Below are 4784 nucleotides of genomic sequence, written 5' to 3'. Positions count from 1 at the left end.
GCGCTTAACGTTAACGCGATATCTTGATAGTTCATTATAATTGCTCTGTGCGATGCGAGAAGATTTGATTATAAATAAAAAAAGAGCCAATAATATTGGCTCTTTTTTATCTCATAAAGAAGATGCTAACGGATGGGTGATTTATAGGCAAGCGGATAAAGGCTTAGGCTCATTAATCCATTAGTTCATAAACCAGCCATGACTGGCGACGATGGATTGTCCTGTGAATACATTGGTTGGGAATGCGGCTAGAAATAATGCCAACTGAGCGATATCATCAACGGTAGTGAACTCTTTATCAACGGTATTGACTAGCATAATATCGTTGACGACTTCTTCTTCGCTAATGCCCTTCTCTTGGGCTTGCTCAGGGATCTGCTTTTCGACCAGTGGGGTTTTGACAAAGCCTGGGCAAATCACATGCGAGCGTACGTTGTGCTCGCCGCCCTCTTTTGCCAGTACGCGGCACAGCCCTAATAGACCATGCTTGGCGGTAACATAAGGCGCTTTGTAGAGTGAGGCTTCGTGTGAGTGTACCGAACCCATATAGATAACCGTACCGCCTTTGTCGTCTTTATACATATGTTTGACAGCGGCTTTGGTTGTCAAAAAAGCGCCATCTAGATGAATAGCGAGCATTTTTTTCCAGTCATCAAATGCCATTTTGTCAATTGGGTTGATAATCTGAATACCGGCATTGGAGACAAGAATGTCAATACCGCCAAAGGTGTCGACCAGCTGCTGCACACCTGCGTTGACTGCATCCTCTGAGGTGACATCCATCTCAATCGCTAGAGCCTGACCGCCCGCTTCTTTGATAGCATCGACTGTCTCTTGAGCGGCATCCAAATTGATATCTGCAATACCGACTGCAGCGCCTGCCTTGGCATAAGTCTCAGCGATATCACGTCCGATGCCGCTAGCTGAGCCTGTGACTAGTGCTACTTTACCTGTCAAATCATGTTGTAGTTCGGTCGCCATACTTTTATTCCTTACTTTAATTTTTTATTAAATGGACTTATTGAATAATCGTGCTTACTGGATTATGGTTACTGGGGTTTTTTCTTGTAGCTCATCGAAGCTGACATCATCGGCTAGTTCGACAAGTTTAAGTCCTTGATCTGTGACATCAAGCACTGCAAGTTCGGTAATAATGCGATCAACAACACCTTTACCGGTCAATGGTAGCTCACAGTTGGCAAGGATTTTGGGATCGCCATGTTTGTTTACTTGCTCCATGAGTACAATCACTCGTTGCACGCCTGCGACCAAGTCCATCGCGCCGCCCATACCTTTGACCATCTTTTTGGGGATCATCCAGTTGGCCAGATCACCGTTTTCTGAGACCTCCATTGCGCCAAGTATCGCCAGATTGACGTGACCACCACGAATCATCGCAAACGACTCTGAGCTGCTAAAAAAGCTAGCACCAGGTTTTGCGGTTACCGTTTGCTTACCGGCGTTAATCAAATCTGCATCGACATTATCTTCGGTCGGGAACTCGCCGATACCTAATAAGCCATTCTCAGACTGTAGCCAAACGTCTACGCCCTCAGGGATATAATTGGCCACCAGTGTCGGCAGGCCAATGCCTAAATTGACGTAATAACCATCTTGCAACTCTTGTGCGGCGCGCTGCGCCATTTGCTCTCTTGTCCATGCCATGGTATTTATCCTTAAAAATTATCGTATTCTTTTTGGTCTTAGTTCAACTTAGTGCTTAAGCGCTCTCAGCGGCTTTTGTCGTAATTTTCTCAATGCGTTTTTCAGGAGCGCTATTGAGTACAATACGTTGCACATAGATACCAGGCAGATGTATCTCATTGGGATCAAGCGTGCCTGTCTCTACGATTTCCTCAACCTCAGCAATGGTAATTTTGCCTGCTGTTGCACAGTCTGGATTGAAGTTGCGCGCGGTTTTACTAAATATTAAGTTACCTGCTTTGTCCGCTTTTAGCGCTTTGACGAGGGAGATATCCGCGTTTAATGCACGCTCAAGAATATAAGTACGACCCTCAAAGTCGCGGGTCTCCTTGCCTTCAGCAACTAAGGTACCGACGCCTGTCGCGGTATAAAATGCGGGAATACCTGCACCGCCTGAACGTAGTCTTTCTGCTAATGTGCCTTGCGGGGTCAGCTCAACTTCTAACTCGCCTGCCAAGTATTGGCGCTCAAACTCTTTGTTTTCGCCCACATATGATGAGATCATTTTTTTGATTTGGCGGGTTTGTAATAATAGTCCCAAGCCAAAATCATCGACACCGGCGTTGTTACTAATACAAGTAAGATTTTTGACACCGCTATCGCGTAACGCTTCAATAAGCGCTTCTGGAATGCCGCACAGGCCAAAACCGCCAATAGCGAGGGTTTGTCCATCACTCACGATACCCTTTAGGGCATCTTGTGCCGTACTATATACTTTTGATTGACTCATGCTCAGCTCCTTGCTAATTTAGCATTTTTTAATATTAACCCATAATCTACAGAAAATTTAAAACAATACACCTTGTATCAATATATCTTGTATACAACATATGTGCTAACTTAGCATATTATCATCTTAGCGACTAGGCAAGAACGTTAAGATGATAGTAAAGATAGCAGCTATATCGTATCGATAAGAGATAGAGGCTTCGATAACAGTCGTTATATCATAGCGACTGGTTATCCTATAGCTGCTTTGAGTACTATGGTCAGCAATTTTATATTAGCGTTATACACACTGATTGATTAAATAATTTATAGGGCCGCGGATACCATTTATTCGCGGTCTACTTTATGCCAAGGAGAAGGCTTATGTTTAGCACACTTGCTATTGTCATCACGTTATTACTGCTCATGTTTTTTGCCTATCGCGGCTATTCTGTACTGATTTTAGCACCGATTATGGCAACACTAGCTGTATTGCTATCGGGTGATTTTTTGACGAGTATCCCCGCCTATACCGATATCTTTATGGGCGCACTTAGCGGATTCTTACTGAAGTTTTTTCCTATATTCTTACTAGGCGCACTCTTTGGGCGTTTGATGGCAGACTCAGGCGCCGCAACCGCGATTGCCAATACCGTAGTCAAAAAGCTTGGCGCAAGCAAAGCTATCCTTGCGGTGATTTTAGTCTGTGCTATCTTGACCTACGGCGGCGTCTCGCTATTTGTTGTAGCCTTTGCTATCTACCCTATCGCCAAGGACTTATTTAGAGCGGCTGATATCCCTAAGCGCTTGATTCCAGCGGCTATCGCACTAGGCTCTTTTACCTTTACTATGACCGCCCTGCCCGGTACGCCTGCGATTCAAAACGCTATCCCTATTCCTTATTACAATACTAATGTCTTTGCAGCGCCCATCTTAGGGATAATCGGCGGTACCATCATGTTCATTGGTGGATGGCTGTGGTTACAATCACGTGCCAAAAAAGCCAATGCCGCAGGTGAAGGTTATGGTCAGCATGACGACGAAGACGTCGGCGTCGGTGGTATCGATGCCAAAAAAGAGCCTGTTCAGGAAAACGTCGCGCAAGAGAACGTCGCTAAGAGCAACCTAGCGACAACAAGTGAAGCGCGCAACACTCATCAAACCTCCTTTGTGGTTGCGATGATTCCGCTGGTTTTGGTTATCGCATTGAACGCCATGCTCACCTACTTTATCTTTCCTGCGATGGACTTTAGCAGCTTACAAACGCAGTTCCCTGATCTTAATATCGAAGGCTCACTAGGTCTTTGGTCTATTATCATCTCTTTGGTCATCGCTATTATCGTGCTGATTGTGCTGCGCATCGGTCACTGGAGTAATCTACAAAAAACCATTAACCGTGGTACTTATGATTCGATGTTGCCGATATTTAACACCGCCTCAGAGGTGGGTTACGGCGCGGTTATCGCCTCGCTTGCAGGGTTTCTTATCATTCGTGATAGTATCTTAAACCTCAATCCCAATAATCCGCTGATATCAGAAGCGGTTGCTATGACTACGCTTGCCGGTATCACAGGCTCATCTTCTGGTGGTTTGAGTATTGCCCTATCGACATTAGGTGAGGATTATCTCAGAATGGCGGTTGAAGCGGGTATTGACCCTGAGCTGATGCACCGAGTCGCTGTCATGGCAGCAGGTGGTCTTGACACCTTGCCCCATAGCGGCGCGGTCATCACCTTGTTTGCTATTTGTGGTCTGACCCATAAGCAGTCTTATCTTAATCTAGCCGTCGTTACGATGGTAATTCCACTCATCGCTGTTATTGCTGTCATCACTTTGGGTACTTTGTTCGGATCGTTCTAAGCTTGGATCGTTCTAAACGTACCCTTTAAAACGGTTTAATATAATTTAAAGCCCACTTAGCACTTGCTTAGTGGGCTTTTTGGTTTTGACTTTTAAACTGATTAAATGAGTATGTGCTACACGGATCGCATCAATGCATAGGTTTATTACTAAGCACTATCACAACTTTGGCTAAATTACGGTATCATAGGCACAATTTTTTATTTTGGTGCGTCCCGTTCTTTGCACTCCTCTTTGTTGATAATGGCAATGATGCCTAGAGCGATTGACCACTACCCTTTTTAGATAAAAATATAGGTGATAAACGTGCGTGAGATTTTAGTAACCAGTGCCTTACCTTATGCCAATGGCTACATCCATTTAGGCCATCTTGTAGAATACATTCAAACCGACATTTGGGTACGGGCGATGAAAGCGCAGGGCCATCAGGTCACTTATGTCTGCGCCGATGATGCTCACGGCACCGCTATCATGCTCAAAGCTGAGTCTAACGGTATTACGCCAGAGGAGCA

Annotated in this window: 5 protein-coding genes; 2 read left to right on the top strand and 3 right to left on the bottom strand. The window is 45.0% G+C overall.

The features are described from left to right. Positions 1–180 precede the first annotated feature (180 nt). The 3 genes from ACTXGO_RS09775 to ACTXGO_RS09765 are packed head-to-tail and all read right to left on the bottom strand — an operon-like array spanning position 181 to position 2434. Positions 181–981, bottom strand: coding sequence for a 3-hydroxybutyrate dehydrogenase (locus ACTXGO_RS09775; protein ID WP_435949191.1), 801 nt, complete (start codon positions 979–981; stop codon positions 181–183). Between the two features lie 54 nt (positions 982–1035). Beyond that, a complete protein-coding gene (locus ACTXGO_RS09770; protein WP_317200377.1) occupies positions 1036–1665 on the bottom strand; it encodes a 3-oxoacid CoA-transferase subunit B in 630 nt (209 codons plus the stop codon). 55 nt (positions 1666–1720) lie between these two features. Continuing rightward, complete coding sequence (locus tag ACTXGO_RS09765) at positions 1721–2434, bottom strand: CoA transferase subunit A (RefSeq protein WP_443541864.1); 714 nt, start codon at positions 2432–2434, stop codon at positions 1721–1723. Between the two features lie 362 nt (positions 2435–2796). On the opposite strand from ACTXGO_RS09765, the gene ACTXGO_RS09760 reads away from it, so the two are divergent. Both ACTXGO_RS09760 and ACTXGO_RS09755 read left to right on the top strand, forming a co-directional pair. Continuing rightward, positions 2797–4272, top strand: coding sequence for a GntP family permease (locus ACTXGO_RS09760; protein WP_435949193.1), 1476 nt, complete (start codon positions 2797–2799; stop codon positions 4270–4272). A 297-nt stretch (positions 4273–4569) separates the two neighbouring features. Continuing rightward, positions 4570–4784: class I tRNA ligase family protein (locus ACTXGO_RS09755; protein WP_443574250.1), on the top strand; the 215-nt coding region annotated here is incomplete at its 3' end.

This window comes from Psychrobacter sp. T6-1, from assembly GCF_052258445.1.
Note: the sequence above shows the minus strand (reverse complement) of the source record. Positions and strands in the feature narration are given on the sequence as shown.

Excerpts from the sequence above, each read along its gene's own strand:
- ACTXGO_RS09775 (WP_435949191.1), bottom strand. The coding sequence starts at position 981 with ATGGCGACCGAACTACAACATGATTTGACAGGTAAAGTAGCACTAGTC.
- ACTXGO_RS09770 (WP_317200377.1), bottom strand. The coding sequence starts at position 1,665 with ATGGCATGGACAAGAGAGCAAATGGCGCAGCGCGCCGCACAAGAGTTG.
- ACTXGO_RS09765 (WP_443541864.1), bottom strand. The coding sequence starts at position 2,434 with ATGAGTCAATCAAAAGTATATAGTACGGCACAAGATGCCCTAAAGGGT.
- ACTXGO_RS09760 (WP_435949193.1), top strand. The coding sequence starts at position 2,797 with ATGTTTAGCACACTTGCTATTGTCATCACGTTATTACTGCTCATGTTT.